Below are 21615 nucleotides of genomic sequence, written 5' to 3' on the forward strand. Positions count from 1 at the left end.
GGACTCGGGGGCCGTGGTTTCGCTCCTGTTCCACGTACCAGCATGCGCTGCGTGAGGATGCAATGTGCCATGACCAGTGATATCCAAGAAATCCAGGTTGCCTGTTTCCGGCTCGGTGATGATATCTATGCGGCCGACATCATGCGTATCAAAGAGATCATCCGGCCGCTGAAGATGACAACCCTCCCCAAGGCCCCCAGCTTTATCGAAGGGGTTATAAATCTTCGTGGAGCAGTCATACCGGTCGTGGACCTCCGGAGCAGGTTCGACTTCCCCAAACGGCCAAACGACCAGAGCACACGGCTGCTGATCGTAAAGGCCGCCGGCCAGTTGCTCGGTCTAGTGGTCGACGAAGTGACGGAGGTGATCACGGTGCCGGTCAAGGATATCAAACCACCGCCCCAGGTGGCCACCGGCATTGACGCCGCCTATCTGGTGGGAGTCTGCCTGGTGAAGGAAAGCATGGTCATGCTCCTCAATCTGGACCGCATCATCAGCCCCCGGGAGGTCGATGAACTCGGACTGCTGGGTGTTGCGAAGAAGGGCTACTGAGAGTATTGCGGTGAAAGGATTGTTATTCTTATGTTGATCGTTTGTCCGAGTTGTAAAACGCGCTTCAGCCTCGATGACGGAAAGGTCGGAGCGGAAGGCATAAAGCTGCGGTGCAGCAAGTGCCGGGCGATATTTCGCGTGGTCCGGAAAGGTGCTTCTCCTGCGAGCCCTGCATCCATGCCCCAACCCGCTCCTCCCCAAGCTGCGCCGCCTGCGGTGAAGCAGGCCGTTCCGCCGGTCGCTGCGGTTTCCGCACCGGCAAGCGACAGGGTGAAGGTAGTGGTGGCCCACGAGAGCGCCTCCTTCTGCGCAGCAGTCCAACGGGTTCTCGCTCCTGAGCCCTTCGACGTGTTTGTCTATAACGACGGTCGCGAGACCCTGGCTGCCATCGAACAGATGGTTCCCGCCGTTGTGCTGCTCGATGTGGCACTTCCGTCCATGTATGGGTTCGAAGTGTGCGATGCGGTCCGGAAGAATCCCGCACTCGCTACCGTGAAAATTATCCTGATCGCCTCCATCTACGACAAGACGCGGTATAAACGTTCTCCCAAGTCCCTCTATGGTGCGGACGACTACATAGAAAAGCATCATATCCCCGATTCGCTGGCGGCGATGGTGTACCGGCTCGTAGCGGGCCAGGTGCCGGCTGATGCGCTGCCAGCCAAGTCCGTACCTGCCGAGGAAGAGGGGCACGCCTCCCCCGAGGAGCTCTCCCACCAGGAAATAGCCGCCCAGGAAGCCACTCGTCAGGAGCTCAGGCAGGACGAAGAACAGGAGACATCCGTTCCGGCCGCGGAGAGCTCGCCGGAACTTGCCGAGGCCCATGTAAAGGCAAAGCGCCTGGCGCGTATCATTGTGTCGGACATCGTTCTCTACAACCAGGCACGGGTGGAGGAGGGGGTTCGCAAGGGGACGCTGTATCAACTTCTGGCCGATGATATCCGGGAAGGGACATCCCTCTATGAACGGCGTGTCCCCACGGAGGTGCGTTCCGGGACCAGCTATCTGAAGGATGCCTTTGAGGAGCTGATTGCCAAGAAAAAACAGGAACTGGGTCTGTGACCATGGAGACAGGGACGACGAATAGCGATACGCTGACCGAGCAGCTCCGCTCCTCCGACGAGGAGGTGCGCAGGCAGGCGGTCATGGGGATGGCCGGCCGCCCGCTGGCGGAAATCAGGAGCGGCATTTTTCTTGCGCTCGGCGATTCCAGCTGGAGGGTCCGCAAGGAGGCGGTGGATCTGCTCCTGGGGTCGACACCCGACGATGGGGTGATGGAAGAGCTGGTGCTCATGCTCAGGTCCCACGACAACGCCGGCCTGCGCAATTCGGCGGTGGAGACCCTGGAACGTCTCGGCCGTCTTGCCGTCCCTTGCCTGTCGCGCCACATAAACGACGACGACCACGATGTGCGCAAATTCGTCATCGACATTATGGGGAGCATCGGTGACGCCACCCCGGTTCCCCTGCTCATAAGCGCCCTTGACGACGGCGACCCCAACGTGAGTGCTGCCGCCGCGGAGAACCTGGGGAAGATAGGCGATCCGCGGGCGGTTTCCCCCCTGGTCCAGGCCTTGGGGAAACAAGACATCTGGCTGAGCTACACCATACTGGAGGCCTTGGGGAAGATCGGCAGGCCTCTGCCGATGGGAGTCATTTCTCCTCTCGTGGAAACCAATCTCCTGAAGAAGGCGGTCTTTGACTGTCTTGGCGCCGTTGGAGACGCGGAGGCGACCCCTCTTCTGGTGGAAGGACTCAAGGAAAAGGTCCGCAATGCGCGGGAAGCGGCCGCTCTGGCGATCTTCAAAGTAAGAGGCCGGCTGAACGACGAAACGAAACGGCGACTCGATGATCAGTTGCGGGAACTGACGGGGTCTCCCTTTGTCGATGGGTTGCTGGCGTCATTCGAAACGGCGGAAAAACCTCTTAAAGAGGCGTTGGTCATGCTTTTCGGTCTGATCGGGGATGAACGCGCAGTCGGCCCCCTTCTGCAGGCATGCCGCGACGACCGGCTTCGCCGGAACTGTATCCAGGCATTTACCTGCATGGGGGAAGCGGGGACTGCCCTTCTTGTCAGGGAGTTTGCCCATGCCGGGGACGAGGAGCGCTGTTTCATCGCCTACGTGTGTGGCGAGCTCCGTTATAAGGGGTGTGCCGCCATCCTCGTGGAGGGAATGGGGAGCGGTAATCCGGTGCTGCGCCGGGCGGCAGTCCTTGCGTGTGGCAAGACAGGGTTGACGGAAATGGTAGGGACTATAGCCGGTCTTCTGGACGACTCGGAACCCGAGGTTCGGGAAGGGGCAATCGATGCTCTTGCCCGGCTGGCAGAGGATGATAGGGCGTCGGTGCTGGCGATTGCCCAGAAAATGGCCGTTACCGAGTCGTCTGAACGGCGTCGTGACGCGGTGATCCTCTATGCGGCCCTTCGTGAGGCCGATCGGCTCGCTCTCCTCATGAAGGATGAAGATATGCTGGTTCGCCGGAATGCTGTCACCGCCCTTGCCAGCCTGCGACTGCCGGAAAGTGCCAGCCATTTCGTCAAGGCGCTGATGGATGAGGAGCCGGATGTGCGGATCGCCGCTGCCGGCGCTTTGGGAGAACTGGGTGGTGCGGAGTGCCTGGAACCCCTTCTCCTTACCCTCCGGGATGAGGACCCCTGGGTGAAGTGCACCGTGTTGAAGAGCCTGGGTAAAATCGGCGGCGAACGGGCATTGGGCGCGGTCATGGAAGCCATGGATGGGGCCGACGGCCTGATCATGATCTCCGCCCTTGAAGCGCTGTCGTTCATTGGGGGGGATGCTGCCCTGAAGCAGGTGCGCCGGACGCTGGACGATCCCGATGAGGAAGTGGTCAAGTCCGCCATAGAAATCCTTGCCGGAAGTGACGAGTCAATTCTGCTGGCAAGCAGTGAAAAGATATTGGCCCATCCCCATTGGGACGTGCGCAGCACCTTCATCAGGACCCTCGCGGCCAGGCTGGGCGAACAAGCGTTGCCGTATCTGGAGAAGGCGCTGGAGATCGAGACGGACGACCTCGTCAAAGGCCAGATACAGGATATCATGGGCAGGTTCAAATAATGTTTTCTGTGGAACCGGATATTCCGATGGCGGAAGAGGATTTTCGCCTGATTCGCGATGTCATCTATGCCCATTGCGGGCTTTTCTTCGACAACGATTCCAAGTACCTTCTGGAAAAACGTCTGGCCAGGCGGCTTGTGCTCCACCAACTGGCCGGGTACAAGGATTACTATCACTTTCTGAAGTACAACCGGAAAAAAGACCAGGAATTGTCCGACATCATGGACGTCCTGACGACCAACGAAACCTATTTTTTCCGGGAGATATTCCAGCTCAAAGCCTTTACCGACGAGATACTGCCGGAACTGAAGAAGTCAAAAGAGAAGAGGGGAGACCGTTCCCTCCGGATATGGAGTGCCGGTTGTTCCAGCGGCGAGGAGCCCTATACCATTGCGATGCTGCTTCTGGAAATGGGGGCGTGCCATGACTGGCGTATTGAGATCATCGGCACCGACATTTGTCACAAGGTCCTCCAGCAGGCGCGCAAGGCGGTCTACGGTCGCTCTTCCTTCCGGACCACCGACGAACAGTACATCAGACGTTTCTTTGTCGAACAGGACGGCGCTTATCGGGTTGCGGACCAGGTCAAGGAACTGGTAACCATCAGTCACCTGAATCTGTTCGATATGGGCCGGTTGGCCATGCTCGGGAAAATGGATGTCATCTTCTGTCGCAACGTCATCATCTACTTTGACCAGGTGGCCAAGAAACGGGTAATCGATTCTTTCCACAAATCGCTCGAAGAAGGGGGATTCCTCCTGCTCGGCCATTCCGAGTCGCTCATGAACATCTCCACCGCCTTTTCCCTGCGTCACCTCCAGAACGACATGGTCTACCAGAAGCCGCTTGCCGGCAGCGGAGGTTTCCCATGCCCGTGATCAGGGTGGTGGTCATCGACGATTCCGCCTACAACCGCCGCACCATAACCAAGATGCTCGAGGGGATGGAAGACGTGCAGGTCGTCGGGTATGCCGCGGATGGGGAAGAAGGGATCCGCCGCATTCTGGACCTGCGGCCCGATCTCGTCACCCTGGACCTGGAAATGCCGAAGATGGACGGCTTTACCTTGCTGCGGATCGTCATGAATACCTGTCCTACACCGGTAATCGTCATCAGTGCCCGGAGCGAGGATGAGCGGGTGTTCAAGGCTCTTGAGCTAGGAGCCGTCGATTTCATAGCCAAGCCGACGACTGCTATTTCAGACCAGCTCCTGAAAATACGGGAGGACCTCCACGAGAAGGTCTGTAACGTATTCAATCTCAACATGGCAGGGATCAAGCGCCGTGAAGCGGTCAACGTCGCCGAGGTCCCGGCCCGGAGGAAAAAGAAGGTTGTCCCCCCCCCACCGTTGCGGGTGGGACAACCTCTCAGGGACGTCATTGCCATCGGCGCATCGACGGGGGGACCGCCGGCTCTGCAGACCATACTTTCCGCGTTTGCCTCCCCCCATCCCGTGGCGATCCTGATATCCCAGCATATGCCGGCCGGGTTCACCAAGGCTTTTGCCGAACGGCTGAATCGCGGGTCGGCCCTTGAGATCAAGGAAGCGGCCGATGGTGACCAGGTCAAGCCGGGACGGGTTCTGGTTGCGCCCGGTGGCCTCAATCTGGTATTTCAGAAGCTGAAAAACGACGATATCGTGGCACGACTTGCCAAGCCTTCGGCGCAGGACCGCTATGTCCCTTCCGTGGATGTCATGTTCGATTCCCTTGCCGGGATCTACGGCGATCGTCTGCTGGCGGTAGTCCTGACCGGCATGGGAAATGACGGCAGCCGGGGCGTACGGGCGATCAAGGCGGCCGGAGGGCAGGTGCTGGCAGAGGCGGAGGAGTCGTCGGTAGTGTTCGGCATGCCGCGGGAGGCCATTGCCACGGGAGTGGTGGATGGGGTTGCCCCGCTTGACCGGATGGCACGGGAAATCATGGTCAGATGCGGTCTCGTGCCCGGGATAGATTGACAAACCTACTACACACAGGGGTGACGTATGGCGACAGAAGATGACAAGGGACTTCACAGCAAGGCTGAAGAGTTTTTACAGGTCTTCAAAAAGGGAGCGGAGTTTACCGGCGAGCTGATGCGCGAGAACGAGCGGCTCCGCTACCGTGTGTTGCAGCTGGAGGAGTCAAGCCGTGCCACGGAAGGGCGAACCGAGTCTTCTGACGAGAGTCGTAAGCTGACGGCGCGCATCAAGGAACTGGAACAGGAAAAGGAAGAGATCCTCGGGCGCATACGGGAGGTGGAGGAGGAAAACGAGGACTTCGCAACCCGTTACGTGGAGATCGAGCAGGAAAACAACAACCTGGCCAATCTCTACATTGCCAGTTATCAGCTCCACTCCACCCTCGATTTTAAAGAAGTGCTGCAGATCATCACCGAGATCGTCATTAACCTGATCGGCGCGGAAGAGTTCGCGATCATGCTTCTGGATGAAAAGACCAACGAGTTGCAGGCAGTTGCCACCGAGGGGCTGGAGCGGGAAGATGTGCCGTCGGTAAAGTTCGGGACCGGTGTCATTGGAGAGGTGGCCAAGAGCGGCGAGAGCTATTTCGTGGAGGATGTCAGCTCCTACGTGTCCGACATGGCGTCTCCCATGGTCTGCATCCCTCTCAAGATAAAGGAGCATGTAATCGGTGCCCTCGTTATTTACAAACTTCTGCAGCAGAAGAGCAAATTCGCCCAGGTGGATTACGAACTCTTCACGCTGCTGGCGGGGCACGCCGCCACGGCGATCTTCAGCTCCCGACTCTACTCCGATTCAGAACGCAAGCTGTCGACAATCCAGGGATTTCTTGATCTCCTGACCAGATAGCGCCATTTATTTTTTGGAGGGGATAACCTATGTCAGAATATAATGTCTTGATCGTCGAGGATTCGCCCACCATGCGGCAGCTGATTTCCTTTGCCCTGAAGCGTTTGCGGGGAATCCGCATCGTTGAGGCCAGCGACGGGGTGGACGGGCTGAAAAAGCTTTCCGCCGAGAAATTCGACCTGATCTTCACCGATATCAATATGCCGATCATGGATGGCCTCAAACTGGTCAGCCTGGTCCGCAATGATGCCGGCTACAGGGAGACTCCCATCGTGGTAATTACCACGGAAGGTGCACAGGAGGACCGGGAGCGGGCACTGGCACTGGGAGCCAATGATTATATTACCAAGCCGATACAGCCCACCCGCATTCTGGATGTGGCCAAGGCGTTGCTCAAGATCGCCTGAGAAGGATGAAGGAGAATTTTGTGAGGCGTTTATTCATTCTGCTGGTACTGCTCTGCGCTCTCCCCGTGTTCCTCTACGCCAAGGAATACAAGGTCGTCACGTTCAAGACCGAAACCGCCGGCACGGTGGAGTTCAACCACGATGTGCATCTGGCCCGGCTGGGGAAAAGTTGTACGGCCTGTCATAATACCCTCTACAACGTGGTGAAGAAAAATCCATCCGTCACCATGGCTGAAATGGAAAAGGGAAAGTCATGCGGCGCATGCCATGACAAAAAGAAGGCCTTTGCCTTGGCCGACTGCATACGTTGTCATCGGGTAAAGGACGTTCCCATCGAGATTCCCGATTTCGGGGCGGTGGTATTCAGTCACAATTTCCACCTGGGGATGTACAGTTGCGGGGAGTGCCATAACAAGCTGTTCAAACCTGGCCCCGGCAATCCCCATGTTTCCATGGCCCAGATGGAGCGGGGTGCCTCCTGTGGTACTTGCCACGACGGAAAGTCCGCGTTTACGGTCAAGGAAAACTGCACGAAATGCCATGCGGTAAAGGATATCCCGTTCTCGGCCGATGCCCAGTTCAGCCACAAGGTCCACTTGGCAATGTACGGATGCGGCGACTGCCACAGCAAGCTGTTCGTTGCCGGTCCCAACAGCAAGCGGTACACCATGCAGGAGATGGCGAACGGGCGGTCGTGCGGCGCCTGTCATGACGGCAAGACCGGTTTCTCGGTGCAGGGGGACTGCGGAAAGTGCCACCAGGGGGTGAAGGAGGTTTCCTTCAAGGCGTCGGACGCCCTCTTCAGTCACAAATTCCATCTGACCATCTATCGCTGCGCGGACTGCCACAGCGGTATTTTCGTCGGAGGCGCCGGTTCGAAACGCTTCACCATGGCTGATATGGAAAAATCCCGGTCATGCGGTGCCTGTCACGACAGCAATATCGCCTTTTCCGTGGCGGGAAGCTGCAACAAGTGCCACACCTCGACCAAGGAGATAACGTTCGACATCAAGGATGCGGGCAAGGTGACTTTCAGTCACGACTTTCATAAGGGTATGTACGCATGTGGCGACTGCCACAACAAGGTATTCCGCACCGGCAGCGAGAGCCGGCACTATTCCATGGCGGAGATGGAAAAAGGGCAGTCGTGCGGCGCATGCCATGACGGAAAGACCGCCTTTACGGTCGCGGGCAACTGCGGCAAGTGCCACCCGGTGAAGGAGATCACGTTCACTGACGATGCCGTTTTCAGCCACACCAAGCACCTGGAAATGTACAGGTGCGCCGACTGCCACAATAAGCTGTTCAAGGCGGGCCCGGACAACACGCGCCATACCATGGGGGAAATGGAGAAGGGGACGTCCTGCGGGGCCTGCCATGACGGGAATACCGGCTTTTCCGTCAAGGGGGACTGTAACAGGTGCCACAAGACCACCATCGAGGTGACCTTCAAGGTGCCGGAGACGGGAGCGACTCTTTTCAGCCACAAGTTCCATACCGGAATGTACAAATGCACCGACTGCCACAACAGTATCTTCGCAACCGGCAAGGCTGCGAAACGATACAAGATGGTCGACATGGAGCAGGGAAGGTCGTGCGGGGCCTGTCATGATGCCAAGACCGCCTTCAGCGTCAAGGAAAACTGTGAGAAATGCCACCCGGTAAAGGAGGTCAGGTTCAAGGAGTCGGGAGCGCTCTTCAGCCACAAGTTCCATATTGCCGCGTACCGCTGCAATGACTGTCACGACAAGATTTTCAGTCCGGGATTGGCGACTCGCCGTGCAACCATGCCTGACATGGAGAAGGGGAAGTCGTGCGGAGCCTGTCACGACGGGAAATCGGCGTTTGTCTCCAGCGAAAACTGCGCAAAGTGCCATACGGTGACCAAGGCGGTACGCTACGAAATACCAGGCACGGTCGGCAATGCCCTTTTCAGCCACAAGGTCCACATGAGCCGTGGGTACACCTGTGCAGACTGCCACAAGAAACTTATCCCGACGGGGGTTGAGCGCCGGCCCGTCACCATGAAACAGATGGAAGAGGGCAAATCGTGCGGGTCCTGTCACGGTTTCAGCATGGCTTTCAGCGTCAAGGACCAGAGCAGCTGCGACCGGTGCCACCAACGGCGGTTTGTACCCGAGAACTAAGGGCTGGGAAAACAGGACGTAATTTCGGAAACAGGGCGGCCCACAGGCCGCCCTGCTGATTTATCGGGAGGGTATACGTGGAAGAGAAATATGTTCCAAAAAATGTCGAGGAAACGTGGCAACAGCACTGGGAAACCAGAAAAAGTTTCAAGGTAACGGAAGACGAGGGCAAGCAGAAGTATTACCTGCTCGAGATGTTTCCCTATCCCTCCGGTCGCATCCATATGGGGCACGTACGCAATTACTCCATCGGTGACGTGGTTGCCCGTTTCAAGAGGATGAAGGGGTTCAATGTTCTCCATCCCATGGGTTGGGACGCCTTCGGCATGCCGGCTGAAAACGCCGCCATCCAGAACCGTAGCCATCCCGCAACCTGGACCTACGAAAATATCGCGTACATGCGCGGCCAGCTGAAGAAGATGGGGCTCTCTTACGACTGGGACCGTGAGTTGGCAACCTGTGACGTGGAATATTACGCGTGGGAACAGCGAATTTTCCTCCAGATGTTTGAGCGGGGACTTGCCTACAAGAAGACGTCGTACGTCAACTGGTGTCCGAAATGCGAGACTGTGCTCGCCAACGAGCAGGTGGAGGATGGGGGGTGCTGGCGTTGCGACAGCAGCGTCGTGCAGAAAGAACTGGAGCAGTGGTTCTTCCGGATAACCGACTATGCGGAGGAACTGCTGGAGTATACCGACAAGCTTCCCGGGTGGCCGGAGCGGGTGCTGGTCATGCAGCGCAACTGGATCGGCAAGAGCTACGGCTGCGAGATCGATTTTCCCCTCGAAGGGAAGACCGGTAAGATCAGGGTCTATACCACCCGCCAGGACACCCTCTACGGTGCCACCTTCATGTCCCTGGCCCCCGAGCACCCCATGGCCCTGGAACTCACCACCCCCGATCGCAGGGCCGAGGTTGAGGCGTTTGTCGACAAGGTGAAAAAGACCGACAAGATACGGCGAACCGCCGACGACCTGGAGAAGGAGGGGGTCTTTACCGGCTCCTACTGCATTAACCCGGTCACCAAAGCAAAGATGCCCATCTATCTCGCCAACTTCGTCCTTCAGGAGTACGGTACCGGCGCGGTCATGGCGGTGCCGACACACGACCAGCGCGATTTCGAGTTTGCGAAAAAGTACGATCTACCGCTTCGGATCGTGATCCAGCCTGACGGGGAGGCGCTTGATCCCGCCACCATGGCGTGCGCCTACACAGAGGTTGGGACCATGGTCAATTCCGGCCCCTTCGATGGAATGCGCAGCGACGAGGCGAAGGAAAAGATCGCGGAACATCTCGACCGTGAAGGGGTTGGCACGAAGACCGTCAACTTCCGCTTGCGGGACTGGGGGATATCCCGTCAGCGTTACTGGGGGAACCCGATTCCGGTGATCTACTGCGATTCCTGCGGAGTGGTACCCGTCCCGGAGAAGGACCTGCCGGTAGTCCTTCCCATGGACGTCGCGTTCACCGGGGAGGGGGGGAGCCCTTTGGCGAAGATCGACTCGTTCGCCAACGTGGCCTGTCCCCTCTGTGGCAAGCCGGCCCGCCGTGAGACCGATACTATGGATACCTTTGTCCAGTCATCCTGGTATTTTCTGCGCTATTGTTGTCCCGATTTCAACGCCGGTCCAATAGACAAGTCCCGTGCCCAGTACTGGATGTCCGTCGACCAGTACATAGGCGGGATCGAGCATGCGGTGTTGCACCTGCTGTACGCCCGTTTCTTCACCAAGGTCCTGCGCGACCTGGGATACGTCGACGTTGACGAACCGTTTACCAATCTCCTCACCCAGGGGATGGTGATCAAGGACGGTGCCAAGATGAGCAAGTCCAAGGGGAACGTGGTCGATCCCAACGCGCTCATCGACCGGTACGGTGCCGACACCGCCCGGCTCTTTTCCCTCTTTGCTGCGCCGCCTGAGAAGGATCTGGACTGGAGCGACCAGGGAGTTGACGGGAGCTACCGGTTCATCAACCGTGTCTGGAAGCTTGTGGTCGAGGCGCTTCCCTTCATTAAAAACAGCGGCGCCGTCGATTCGACTGCGCTCTCCGATGATGCCCGGAGTCTGCGTCGAACGGTACACAAGACCATCAGGAAGGTAACCGACGATCTGGATGAGCGGTTCCACTTCAATACTGCCATTGCAGCGGTCATGGAACTGGTGAATGCCATCTATGCCTTCGAGCCGAAGAATGCCCCGGAGAATGCTGCCGTCCTCAGGGAGGGGATAGAAAGTGTCGTGCTCCTGCTTTCTCCCTTCGTCCCCCATGTGACGGAGGAACTCTGGGAGGCCATCGGCCACGAGGGTGGGGTCGAGGCGACCGGTTGGCCCACGTGGGACGAGACCGCCACCGTGGACGAGGAGCTTCTCATCGTCATCCAGGTGAACGGCAAACTCCGCGGCAAGGTCACCGTGCCTGCCGGCGCCGCCGAGGATGTGGTCAAAGAGGCCGCCTTCGCCGACGAAAGGGTGAAGTCATGGCTCGAGGGGAAGCAGGTGCGCAAGGCGATCTACGTTCCCGGCAAGCTTATCAATATCGTCGTTGGATGAAACCTATCTTCCAGCACTCAGATGCAGGGGTGTTTCGTGAATCTGGCGTTTGCTTGAGCGTCGGTCAGAGGTCGTCATGGTTCGTTACGTCATTTGTCTGCTGCTGTTAGCGGGCTGTTTGCCCATGGTCGGCTGTGGCTACCAACTGTCCAACCGGCCGGGGAGTTCGTCTCCCCTTGTGGGGAAAACCGTTTTCATACCCCTGTTTGCCAACAGGATTTACCGCCCCCAGGTGGAGGCGGTCCTGACCCGACAGATGATGGAGGAGTTTGCCCAACGAAGCGGGGGACTGGTCGTCTCCGCTGAAGAGAAGGCCGAACTGGTGGTGGAAGGGGCGGTAATCGGGTACACAACGGGACAGGTAGCATATTCAGCAACGGATACTGCCGCTCTGAAGAGGCTAACTCTCACCGCGGAAGCAACGTTGAGGGAACGGAAAAGCCAGCGGATTATCTGGAAAGGGAGTCTTTCCCTCTTCCAGGATTATCCGGCCGTTGCCGATCTTGCACTGCAGCAGAGCGCCCAGGAAGAAGCCCTCAGGGCAACCTGCAGACGTCTTGCCGAAGAGTTCTATCAGCAGATGAATGGGGCATTTTAGGCGGGATTGAGGAGTACTCTATTTCACAGATGAAACCGGATGAATTTTCCAGGGCACTGGATAAGGGGGAAATAGCTCCCCTCTATTACCTGTACGGTGATGAGCCGTTTCTGGTGGAGCGAGCGGTGAAGCACCTGCTGGCACTGGTAGTAGACCCCGGTTTCCGGGACTTCAACCTGACCGTTCTCTACGGTAACGAGTGCAAAGGAGGGGAAGTCGTGGAAAATGCCCAGACTCTCCCCATGTTTGCCGAGCGGCGGGTGGTGTTGGTCAAACGTGCCCAGGATCTCCCCGCAGTCGCCCAGGAGATACTGGCCGGCTATGTGCAGAATCCATCTCCTTCCACCTGTCTCATCCTGCAGGGGGAGAAGATTGACCAGCGGAAGAAGCTCTCTGTCGAATTGAAGAAGCATGGGGCTCTGGTGGAGTTCAAGCGCCCCTATGAAAACCAGCTGTCGCCATTTGTCCGGGAGGAGGCGGCTCAGCACGGCAAGAGAGTCGAGCCAGCGGCCGCGGAGTTTCTCGTCTACCTTACCGGTGCGAATCTCCAGGAACTCTCCATGCAGTTGGACAAGGTTGCCACCTATGTTGGTGACCGACCTACCATATCCCTTGCCGACGTCAAGGGGGTGGTTTCCGACACGCGGGTGGACAGCGTATTCGAGCTGACCGATGCACTGGGAGAGAAAAACCTGGAGCGGGCGCTGCGTAATCTCAACACCATCCTGCGGGACGGCGAAGAGCCGATACGCCTGCTCGGCATGATCAGTCGCCATTTTCGCCAGCTCTGGAAAGTACTGGAACTCGTCAACCGTAATACTCCGCAGCAGGAGATCAGCCGGGTAGCGGGGATCAATCCCTACTTTCTCAAGGGGATTTTGGCGCAAGCGCGTAACTTTTCCGGGAAGGAACTGCGGGAAATTTTCGGGCTGCTGCTGGAGACCGACCTGGCGTTGAAATCGAGCGGCGGGAAGCCGGCACTACTGATGGAGCGCCTGGTGTTGCAGGTCTGCATGGCGTACGGCGTCCCGAAGCGGGAGGCTCGAAGGGTGGCGGGAAGATAAAAAAAGGCCTCCGATACGGAGGCCTTTTTTTATGCCATAATGCGGTTGCTCGGTACGCCGATCAACCGAGTGTATTGACGAGTTTTGTGAGGCGCGAAACGTTGCGGGAAGCGGTATTGCGCTGGATAACCCCTTTGGTGACAGCCGAATCGATTACCGGAATGGCGGCGGTCAGTGCTTCCTTGGCGGCGGCAGTGTCCTTGAGTTCGGCGGCTTCGCGTACCCGCTTTATGAAAGTCCGCAGGGTGGAGCGGACATGCTTGTTTCTCTCGTTTTTCTTCTCGTTCTGCTTGTTTCTCTTGATGGCCGACTTGTGGTTTGCCAAACTGCACCTCCATTTGCTATGTCGTCATGAGTTAATGTTTTTTAGAAAGAAAACTTATAGCACTATGCCAGAGTGCTGTCAAGGTAAAATCAATGGGGGGGAGTAGAAAAAAAGGGCGGACGGTCCGCCCACATTTCGTCTCTGCGGGTGCTTTCACTGCTGTTCATTTGATGTCGTTACCTTGAATTTCCCCATTTCTTTCTGCATGAGCTCCATCTGCCCCGTCAGGCTTGCCACCGCTTCATCCATTACCTTGCTGGCCTGAAGGTTGATGGCTGCCGATTGCTGAATATTTCCCACCGCTTCGACGATCTGTGCGCTCCCCCGACTCTGTTCTTCGGTGGCATTCTTGATCTGCTGGACCATGTCGGTTATGTCTTCGGCGGAGTGGGCGATGAAATTACCTCCCTTGCTCTGTTCCCTGGTGGACAGCCGTACCTGACCGGTGAGCACTTTCATTCGTTCCGATGCCCCCGATATCATGTCGCTCGCCGTTGACTGCTGCCGTGTTGCAACGGCTATCTGGCCGACCATTTCCGAAATCCGTTCCATAGCCTCCCGTATCATCTGGCTCCCTTTCGCCTGCTCTTCGGTAGCGCGAGCTATGGAGTCCATCTGATCTGACGTTCGTTCAACGCCGCTGACAATCTGGCCCAATGCCTCGCCGGATTTCAGTGAAAGCTGCTCTCCCTTGCTGATGCTCTGTTCCGCGTCCTTGATGGCGGAGACGGCCCGCTGGCTTTCTTCCTGGACGGCCTTGATGACCTGGGATATTTCACGGGTGGAGTTGCTTGTCTGCTCAGCCAGTTCTTTAATCTCGTCGGCTACCACCGCGAACCCTTTGCCGTGCTCGCCTGCCTGTGCGGCGATGATAGCGGCATTGAGAGCCAGCAGGTTGGTCTGGTCGGCGACGGAATCTATTACGGAGAGGATGGCGCCGATGTCCCGGGCACGGGTTGATAGCGACTCGATGGCATCCGTCGTGATGCGGGAGGCCCGTCGGATATCCGTGATGCCGGCAATAGTTGCGTCCACCGCGACCTGACCGCGTTCAGCGTCTTTGCGTACGGCCTGGGAGATGGAGGCGGTTTCCATGGCGTTCTTTTCTACTTCACGAATGGAAACGTTCATCTGCTCGATGGAGCAGGCTGTACTTGTGGCTTCATCCATCAGGACGGCTGTATTGGCACCGATCTGCCGAATAGATGCCGTCATCTGTGTGATGGAGGAGCTAACCTCTTCCACTGCTGCATCCAGGATTTCAGCGTTAAGTGCCACCTCTTCGACGCTTGCCGCCATTTCCAGGGTTGATGACGACATTGCCGATGCCGAAAGAGAGAGATTGTCTACATTGGTTCCTACTTCTTTGATGGTGGCACTTATTTCAATCACAGCGGAGGAAGTCTGCGTGACACCGCCGGACTGCATTTCAGCCGCGCCAACGACTTGCTGGGAAGCGGATCGCATATCGGCTGCTATCTGGCTCAACTTTCGAAGGGTAGTCATTGTCTGTGCCACTATGGCCGACAACCGGTCCGCCATGGTGTTGTAGTCGATGCACAGTTTTGCCATCTCGTCGCCGGAATCGACCAACACCCGGGCGGTAAGATCCCCCTCCGCCCCGCGATGTAGGGCGTTGACGATCAGACTGATTCGCCTTGTGATACTCCGTGTAATCAGCATGCCGAGCAGGATTGCTATCCCCATCGAAAGGGCGATGACTGCCACGAAGGTCATGGTGGCGTTTCGCTTGATTTTTGCGGATTCCTTGTCGGTCTGTATTCTCTGGCTGTCAACAGTATCTGCCAAGTCGTCGATGTCGAGTTTGGCATTTTCACTCGATTCCATTATTTGTTTTCGGGCCAGGTTGTTAAGTTTGTCGTCCGCCAGGGCATTCTTTGCTGCCTGGTCCACCACTCCCGGGGTAAGTCCTTTCAAGAGAGATGCCTTATGCGCCAGGGTCTGCTCTGCAACTTTTTCAAACTCGGCCCAGCTCGTCAGTACCCCCTGGGCCTGCTTCTCGATCATGCTTCCCTTCTTTGCCGGAGGAACCCCCAGTTTCTTGTCCCCGTTCAGGATTACGGCTACGTTCTTTTTGAATAGATCATTCTTCTTTCGGTAATTCTCCGCATATTTGTCAAAATCGGCTCTTTCCGTCCGAACCAGGGCCGCTTCCACCAGGTTTACCCGGCAGGCTTTCTGGTTCATCTCCATCTGCAGAACCTGCTTTTCCTGGGCGGCAGAGCTCTTCATGATGGCGTTTACCTCGGTGCCGACCCTGTCAATGGTCCGGATCCCGAAACTACCGGTGAAAGCAACAATTGCGGCCATCAGGAAGAACGCCCCGATGAGTTTTGTTCCGAGTGAAAGGTTTTTCAGCATGTCTTCCCCTTCTTGAAGTTGCTTGATGCTGTAACAATTCAACTCATTAAGTCTAATCCCTTATTGATAGGAAATAAAGAGGGAATTGTGACTTAAAGTTGTGGTGTACAATCGAGACGGGTTTACGCACATTTCGCCGGAGAATGCACTGATGTAATTAACCGGATACACAGTATCTTCTGCCATGGATTTGTGTCACGAGACAAAAAAAAGGGCGAACCGGAGGTTCGCCCACATTGCATCCAACGAAGGTGCTTGTTACCACTCTTCTTTTTGCTTCTCTATCAATTGTTTGAAGTATAGCTCCGGGTTGGTAAGTTTTTTGATTTCAGCGTCCGAATACCCCAGATCCCTGAAATTGAATACACCGTTGACGCCGTGGCAGTTGACGCAGTTCAGGGCCTTTGATTTGGTGACCAGGTGGTTGCTGCCGAAATAGATGGTCTGCCAGCCGGGAACTGCATTTTTCGCAACGGCAGCGGGATCTTTCATGCCGAGGGTCCGCGCAGCGGATTCAACCCCGGCACGGGTATTGCCGTTTGCCATGGGAGGGGCAAAGTCCATGGAGAGGAGCTTGCCGGTCTTCTGGTCGTAAAATGCTTTCCCAAGAAAGATCTTGAACGGATATATCTTGCTCTTGCCGTCCTTGCGGCTTCCGTTGGGTCCGATAAAATGCTGGTCGTTGCGAACGGTCTTGTTGTACCAGGCGTATACCGGTACGGTTGCGTTTGCCTCTTGCTTCAGCGTGGTAGGTTCGTAGAAACCGTCGCCGCCTTTCTCCCATACGGTGAAGTCCTTCGCTACGGCTCCACCTGTCCGCGGGATATGGCAGGTCTGGCAGGCGATCTTGGCAGTATGGTTGTTGTAGACAGCAGAAAGGCCTTTGTGCGGTTTGTCACCATGGCAGTCGGTACAGGCAACGCGAACTCCGTCATTGGCCCAGTTGTTCGGGTCGAAGCCGGTCGGGATTTTGTGGTTTTTAGCCTTGTGACAGTCCACGCAGACCATCCCCTTTGCGGCATGGGCGTCTGTTTCCTTGGTGAAGACAAAGCCACGTTTCACCAGTACGCCGCCGCCGGCTGCCTCATGGCAAACCATGCAGTTTTTTACCGTCGGCTTGGCGATGGCAAGCGCCGCCTTGGTGCTCCGGTCCTGACCCATGACTACCTGCCCCTGCGCGTTCTTGAACGGTTTTCGTTGCCGGAAGTCGTAATCGGTTGAATGGCAGACCAGGCAGTCAATAGCGTTTTGCGCCTCGGGACCGGTGCTCCCCACATCGCTCACATGGTTGCCCGGGTGGCAGGTGTTGCAGCCGGTAAACTTGGATTTCCCCTCGGCGTTCTTGGGGATCTCCTTCAGGTTGTTGACGATGTCGTTACCGTTGCACATGGTATAGATACGGTTCTTCATGCCGTATTCCTTTTTGGAATCCAGGTTAGACACATTGTCCACCTTGGAGGCATGTTTCCAGTGCACCGTGTCGAGGAATGTCTTGGCCGTGCCGGGATGACACTCTTCGCAGGTAGCCGGCCCTTTGTAACCGTTTTTCTCGATCTCGCTCTTGCCCGGATGTTCCGCTCCCCATACGCCGGCTGCACAGAGGAGTGCCAGCAGCGTCGAGGTGATCGTCACCATCTGTTTCATGATGTCTGCTCCTTTTTTACGGTAGTTAAGCTTTGTTAATAATTCGTAAAATCATTGTATATAATATATTCATATAAACGAATTAATGGTCGGAAAAAAATTGCAGCGCTTAAAGGTCACTGCAATTCAACGGATCGAATTTAATGCGTGTTGGGCATTAGCACCCGGCTGTTTTTCGGAACAGTTTGCTGACGTTCTTGCCATCGATGACTTCGTACTTGCACCTGATCTCATCCCCTTCGACGATGCGGTGGTCCTTGAACTTGTCGAGGGTCAAGTCGTCGTTGATGGTAATCACCACCAGTTTTTCGGTTTTGTTGTCTTTGAGGGTGGCGGTTGCAGTCTTGGCGTCCTTGCCGGCGATGTCGATCTTGGTGATGACACCTACCATCTTGATTTCTTCGGCACTGGCGACTCTGCTGAGCGACAGGACGCTGAGGGCTACGAATGCGACGACAAGCAATACGGCGACTGACTTTTTCATTGCTGATCTCCTTGTTTGCAGTGACGTTCCGTCTTCGTATAAGTTTACCCGTTGTTTTGACGGAAACAATTATTTACTACTGGTTTTAATGCGAGGGGGCATTAAGCCCCCTCGCTGCTGGGATTAAAACTTCACTTCAAAGGTTGCATAGACATTCTGTGCGTTTTTCAGCGGGGTCAAAAGCATCATGCTGTTCGCAGTAACTTCCGACATCTTGACCGGTGCGCCAACCCAGTTGTTGCTGCCGGTGTACTCGAAGTCGTAGTACTGGTAGCCAAGGCGGAAGAACACCTTGCTCAGGTAGGAGGAGATCGGCTTCAGCTTCAGTTCCTGGATCAGGTACCCTTCGTAGACGTTGCCGCGGGTTCCCAGCTTGGACGTCAGGATGTCATCGGCGGCCGGATCGAAGGGCATCCAGTTTTTCGAGCCATGGTTGAACTCGAAGCCGAGCTTGGTGGCGGTGGGGGCGAAGTCGTAGCGGGTGCCGACGTAGACGGCCCAGCCGTCTTTCCGATGGGGAGCTTCAGGGTTGAGGAATCCACCGGTCATGAGACCCTGGAAACCTGCTTGAGCCGATACGTTGTCATTTGGCTTGATGACGTTGTAGCCGATGTCGCCGAAGAAGTTCATGCTGCCGGGGCCGACATTTTTCAGGGTGCTCATGGCGCCGATGCCGTACCAGTCGATTGCGCCCAGGTTGGCCTTGACATTGGTGTTACCGAAGGCGGTATTGTTCATGACCGGGAAATCAAAGACGTTGAAGGCATGGTTCCACTGCATCCAGACGCGGAGGGGGTCGGTGTCGACCGGAATAACGGCCACGCCGAGCATGTCCGTGTCGCGCAGGCTGTTGGTAGGGGAAGAAAAGCCGCTGTCGAAGGCACGGCCGTAGCAGACCTTGGCGTAGGCGCCGGGAAGAGCCTCGATGTCGGGAGCATAACCGAGGGTCATGCCGTCAAAGGCGTAGTCGACGAGGAGGGCCGGGGTGCCACCGTTGCCGGGACGCTCGTTGTTCAGCCGCAGGTTGGAGGGAGCTCCGTTGGTGGAGGGGCGGCGGCCGACGGAGAACCAGATCGGCTGGTCGGCGATGTTAGACCATGTCGCATAGGCGCGGTCCACATCGAGGAGGCTGCTGGAGGGGATATGCCCCAAGGTCCCGTCGAATACGCCGACCCGGTCGGCGAAGAACGGGGTGTTGCCGCCGTTGGTGACGGCCGAGTCATCCTGGGAACCGAAGGTCTTGTAGGCGACGAGCCGGACGTTAACCGTCACGTCCTTGGTTGCCTTGGCATGGAGGTCGAGGCCGAGCCGGTTGGTGTAGAGGGTGTCATTCTTCGGTTTATAGGCTGGTACCTGCTGGGCGAAATTTTGCAGCCCCATCAGCATTGCCTGGTTGTTCGCCAGGAACTGCCGTGCAGCATTATAGCTGGTTACCTGGCCCATGCTGCTGGCAAACTGGGAAAATGCTGCTACCTGGGGACCGAAAGCCACCGGGTTGTTCAGAAATCCCGTATTCATCTGGGCCTGGGCGAAGGAAAAGGTCTTGTTCACGTCGGTGTATGCCTTGGTTTCGCCACGGATGCTGTCGAGTCGGAAGCGGTAGTCGCCGCCGATGGAAAGCCATTTGCCAAGGGACTTATCTTCGGTTCTTTTGGTCTGCTGCTTCAGTGCTTCAACTTCCTTGGTCAGGGCGTCGAGCTTTTGCTGTACGTCCTGGTCTGCTGCGTGGGCGGCAAGGGGAAGCACAAGGCTTGCCATGGTAGCGCCCGTTACAATCGTTCGCACAAATTTACGCATACGGTCTCCTTTTCCAGAATATGTGGTGCTTTGTGGTATTAGATGTTGTTAATACGATACAGCTAGTTTTTATCGACCCCCTTTGGTGGAATGATGTTGTGTATGTTGTAAGCCTAAATTAATGACTAAATTTAGAAAGTCCTCAGGCTGGATTACCAACATATACAGAAATGCGAATATGCAAATGTCGCGCCCAAGAAGCATAGTTTGTTTGAAATCAGTGTGTTAATGTCAAACAAATGGTTTTAAAACAATGTTATCTTGTGATTCCAGCTATTTGGCGCATTTGATGTAGCTATTTGGCAGGATGACGCACGTATACATTATGGGAAATCAGTTGACGGCGGAGGGGGTAATTGCGTAGAATTCACCGATTATGCAGCTAGGGAGCAGTGTGAAACAAGGCAAGCTGGTATACGTGGAAACCTTCGGCTGTCAGATGAACGTGAGCGATTCGGAAAAGATCGTCACGCTTCTAAAGGGGCTCGGCTATAATCCCACCACCGAATCTTCCCAGGCGGACCTTATCATCCTCAATACCTGCAGCGTCAGGGCCAAGGCGGAACAGAAGGTCTATAACATCCTCAATAACTACAAGGGGTTGAAACGGCAGAACCGCCGCCTCATCCTCGGGGTCGGTGGCTGTGTCGCCCAGCAGGAAGGGGAACGGCTGCTGGCGAAAGTTCCCCATCTCGACCTCGTGTTCGGGACGCACAACCTCCATCAGCTTCCCGCCCTGGTACGGGGTGCCGAAGCGGGACAGCGCCAGGCTGAGGTAGCGTTCATCGACACGGAGACCCGCCTCAACCTCTTTCCGGCGGACGAGACGGAAGGGGGTGTCACCCGCTTCGTCACGGTCATGCAGGGGTGTGACAACTTCTGCGCTTACTGCATCGTCCCCCATGTCCGGGGACGGGAGATCAGCCGTCGCTCTACGGACATTCTGGGCGAGATAGCCGCCATGGCCGACAGGGGAGTGAAGGAGGTGACCCTCCTCGGCCAGAACGTTAATTCCTATGGTCTGAAAAGCCAAGGGGAGCTGGATTTCGCCGGACTGCTCCGGAGAGTGGCCGTCATCGACGGCATCGAGCGGATCCGCTTCACCACCTCCCATCCCAAGGACATTTCACCCACTCTCATCGCCTGTTTTGCCGAACTCCCAACGCTCTGCAGTCATATTCACCTGCCGGCCCAAGCGGGGAGCGACGGGGTTCTGGCCCGAATGGATCGTGGATACAGCCGTGCGGAGTACCTCGCAAAAATTGCAGCCCTGCGGAACGCCCGTCCCGACATTCATATCACCGGCGATATGATCGTTGGCTTTCCCGGTGAAACTGACGCCGATTTCGAGCAGACCCTCTCGCTCATGGAGGAGGTGCGCTATGCCGACCTCTTCTCTTTCCTCTATTCGGTTCGCCCCGGCACCAAGGCGGCCGAATTTGCCGACGAAGTACCCCGCGAAGTCAAACAGGAGCGTTTGCAACGACTCCAGAACCTCCAGCGGACCATGACCCTGGAACTGAACCGCAGCCTGGTGGGGAGCGACCAGGAGGTTCTCGTGGAGGGGGTCAGCAAGCGGGGGGACCAGCTGTACGGGCGCAGTTCCGGTAACCGGATTGTCAACTTTGCCGGTGGCGAGAATCTGATCGGCTCCCTTGTCCCGGTTACCATAACCCGGGCATACCAGAACTCCCTTTTAGGGGAACTACTGCATCATTGACCATTATTACGGGTTTGCTTTTTCGGGTCCCAAGTCCCGAGTCCAGGATTCCAGATT

At 56.6% G+C, this 21615-nt stretch carries 17 protein-coding genes; 12 read left to right on the plus strand and 5 right to left on the minus strand.

The window, feature by feature from the left end:
* Positions 1–69 precede the first annotated feature (69 nt).
* From LDN04_RS10370 to holA, 11 genes are all read left to right on the plus strand, one after another.
* The gene (locus LDN04_RS10370) at positions 70–552 is read left to right on the plus strand and encodes a chemotaxis protein CheW (protein WP_223909826.1); all 483 of its coding nucleotides are present in this window, start codon (positions 70–72) and stop codon (positions 550–552) included.
* 30 nt (positions 553–582) lie between these two features.
* Positions 583–1614, plus strand: a complete 1032-nt coding sequence (locus LDN04_RS10375) for a zinc-ribbon domain-containing protein (RefSeq protein ID WP_223909830.1) — start codon at positions 583–585, stop codon at positions 1612–1614.
* A gap of 2 nt (positions 1615–1616) precedes the next feature.
* Complete coding sequence (locus LDN04_RS10380; RefSeq protein ID WP_223909833.1) at positions 1617–3629, plus strand: HEAT repeat domain-containing protein; 2013 nt, start codon at positions 1617–1619, stop codon at positions 3627–3629.
* Positions 3629–4507: a protein-glutamate O-methyltransferase CheR gene (locus LDN04_RS10385; protein WP_223909836.1), complete on the plus strand. Its 879-nt coding sequence runs from the start codon at positions 3629–3631 to the stop codon at positions 4505–4507. The genes LDN04_RS10380 and LDN04_RS10385 overlap by 1 nt, the downstream gene beginning before the upstream one ends.
* Positions 4498–5586 carry a chemotaxis response regulator protein-glutamate methylesterase gene (locus LDN04_RS10390; RefSeq protein WP_223909839.1) on the plus strand — a complete coding sequence of 363 codons (1089 nt, stop codon included), beginning with the start codon at positions 4498–4500 and terminating at the stop codon, positions 5584–5586. Before LDN04_RS10385 ends, LDN04_RS10390 begins: the two co-directional genes overlap by 10 nt.
* A gap of 27 nt (positions 5587–5613) precedes the next feature.
* Positions 5614–6438, plus strand: coding sequence for a GAF domain-containing protein (locus LDN04_RS10395; RefSeq protein WP_223909842.1), 825 nt, complete (start codon positions 5614–5616; stop codon positions 6436–6438).
* A gap of 29 nt (positions 6439–6467) precedes the next feature.
* The gene (locus tag LDN04_RS10400) at positions 6468–6845 is read left to right on the plus strand and encodes a response regulator (RefSeq protein WP_223909845.1); all 378 of its coding nucleotides are present in this window, start codon (positions 6468–6470) and stop codon (positions 6843–6845) included.
* A gap of 20 nt (positions 6846–6865) precedes the next feature.
* Positions 6866–8992: a cytochrome c3 family protein gene (locus LDN04_RS10405; protein WP_223909848.1), complete on the plus strand. Its 2127-nt coding sequence runs from the start codon at positions 6866–6868 to the stop codon at positions 8990–8992.
* 77 nt (positions 8993–9069) lie between these two features.
* Positions 9070–11544: a leucine--tRNA ligase gene (leuS, locus tag LDN04_RS10410; RefSeq protein WP_223909851.1), complete on the plus strand. Its 2475-nt coding sequence runs from the start codon at positions 9070–9072 to the stop codon at positions 11542–11544.
* Between the two features lie 76 nt (positions 11545–11620).
* Positions 11621–12142, plus strand: a complete 522-nt coding sequence (lptE, locus tag LDN04_RS10415) for an LptE family protein (protein ID WP_223909854.1) — start codon at positions 11621–11623, stop codon at positions 12140–12142.
* A 29-nt stretch (positions 12143–12171) separates the two neighbouring features.
* Positions 12172–13206, plus strand: a complete 1035-nt coding sequence (gene holA, locus LDN04_RS10420) for a DNA polymerase III subunit delta (protein WP_223909856.1) — start codon at positions 12172–12174, stop codon at positions 13204–13206.
* Positions 13207–13267: 61 nt separating this feature from the next.
* Here the strand turns inward: holA and rpsT are convergent, their stop codons facing one another.
* The 5 genes from rpsT to LDN04_RS10445 form a co-directional block, all read right to left on the minus strand.
* Entirely contained in the window at positions 13268–13531 is a 264-nt protein-coding gene (rpsT, locus tag LDN04_RS10425; protein ID WP_214176174.1) for a 30S ribosomal protein S20, read from the minus strand.
* Positions 13532–13684: 153 nt separating this feature from the next.
* Positions 13685–15913: a methyl-accepting chemotaxis protein gene (locus LDN04_RS10430; protein WP_223909859.1), complete on the minus strand. Its 2229-nt coding sequence runs from the start codon at positions 15911–15913 to the stop codon at positions 13685–13687.
* Positions 15914–16171: 258 nt separating this feature from the next.
* A complete protein-coding gene (locus tag LDN04_RS10435) occupies positions 16172–17548 on the minus strand; it encodes a multiheme c-type cytochrome (RefSeq protein ID WP_223913374.1) in 1377 nt (458 codons plus the stop codon).
* Positions 17549–17714: 166 nt separating this feature from the next.
* The gene (locus LDN04_RS10440) at positions 17715–18041 is read right to left on the minus strand and encodes a hypothetical protein (protein ID WP_223909862.1); all 327 of its coding nucleotides are present in this window, start codon (positions 18039–18041) and stop codon (positions 17715–17717) included.
* A 123-nt stretch (positions 18042–18164) separates the two neighbouring features.
* Positions 18165–19838: a DUF3373 domain-containing protein gene (locus tag LDN04_RS10445; protein ID WP_223909864.1), complete on the minus strand. Its 1674-nt coding sequence runs from the start codon at positions 19836–19838 to the stop codon at positions 18165–18167.
* Between the two features lie 394 nt (positions 19839–20232).
* Between LDN04_RS10445 and miaB the strand changes: the two genes are divergently transcribed.
* On the plus strand, positions 20233–21558 hold the full coding sequence (gene miaB, locus LDN04_RS10450) for a tRNA (N6-isopentenyl adenosine(37)-C2)-methylthiotransferase MiaB (RefSeq protein WP_223909868.1): 1326 nt from the start codon (positions 20233–20235) through the stop codon (positions 21556–21558).
* Positions 21559–21615: the final 57 nt, after the last annotated feature.

This window comes from Geobacter sp. AOG1 (assembly GCF_019972315.1).
Taxonomy (GTDB): domain Bacteria; phylum Desulfobacterota; class Desulfuromonadia; order Geobacterales; family Geobacteraceae; genus Geomobilimonas.